General features: G+C 50.3%; 1 protein-coding gene. It reads left to right on the forward strand.

Annotation, left to right across the window (positions count from 1 at the left end):
• Positions 1-771 (forward strand): hypothetical protein (locus LC438_RS18960; RefSeq protein WP_223587501.1); only part of this gene is annotated, 771 nt, incomplete at both ends.

The following is a 771-nucleotide window of genomic DNA, read 5'->3' on the forward strand; positions in this document are numbered from 1 at the left end:
GGAGGGGGAGGGAAGGGGAGAGGAGAGAAGGAAGGGAAGAAGGGGAAGAAAGAGAGGAAGAAGAAGGAAGAGAAGAGAAGGAAAGAGAGGAGAAGAAAAAGGGAGAGGAAAAGAGAGGAAGGGGGGGGAAAGAAAAGAAGAAGGGAGGGGAGGAAGAGAGAGAAGAAGGGAGAGGGGGAGAAAGAGAGAGAGAGGAGAGAAGAGAAAGGAGGGGGGAGGGGAGAAGAAGAGAAGAGAGAAGGGAGAAGAGAAGGGAGAGGGAGAAGAGGGAGGAGGGAAGAGAGGGGGAGAAGGGGAGGAAGAGGGAAAGGAAAGAGAGAAGAAGGGAGAGAGAGAGAAGAAAGAAGAGGAAGAGGGAGGAAAAAAGGAGAAGGAGAAAAAGGGGAAAAGAAGGGAGAGAAGGAGAAGAAGAGAAGCCGTGTGAAAAAGACGATGCTGAAGAAGGGGAAGAAAGAAGAGAGAAAGAAGGAGAGGGAGGGAGGGGAGAGAAGGAGGAAGGGGGAGGGGAGGGGAAGGAGGAGAGGAAGAGGAAGGGAAGAAGAGAGAGAGGAAGAAGAAAGAGAAGAAGGAGAGAGGGAAGAAGGAGAAGAAGAAAAGGAAGAAGGGAGGGAAAAGGAAGAAGGGGGAAAAAAGGGGAGAGAAAGAGGAGGGGAAGGAGGAGGGAGGGAAGAAGAGGAAGAAGAGGAAAGGAAGAAAGAAAAGAAGAAGAGAAGAAGAGAAGAGAAGGAAGAAGAAGAAAAGAAGGGGAAGAGAAGGGGGGAAAAAAAGGGA

Origin of the sequence: Microbacterium sp. OVT16B (assembly GCF_019969705.1) — a bacterium.
Taxonomy (GTDB): Bacteria; Actinomycetota; Actinomycetes; order Actinomycetales; family Microbacteriaceae; genus Microbacterium; species Microbacterium natoriense.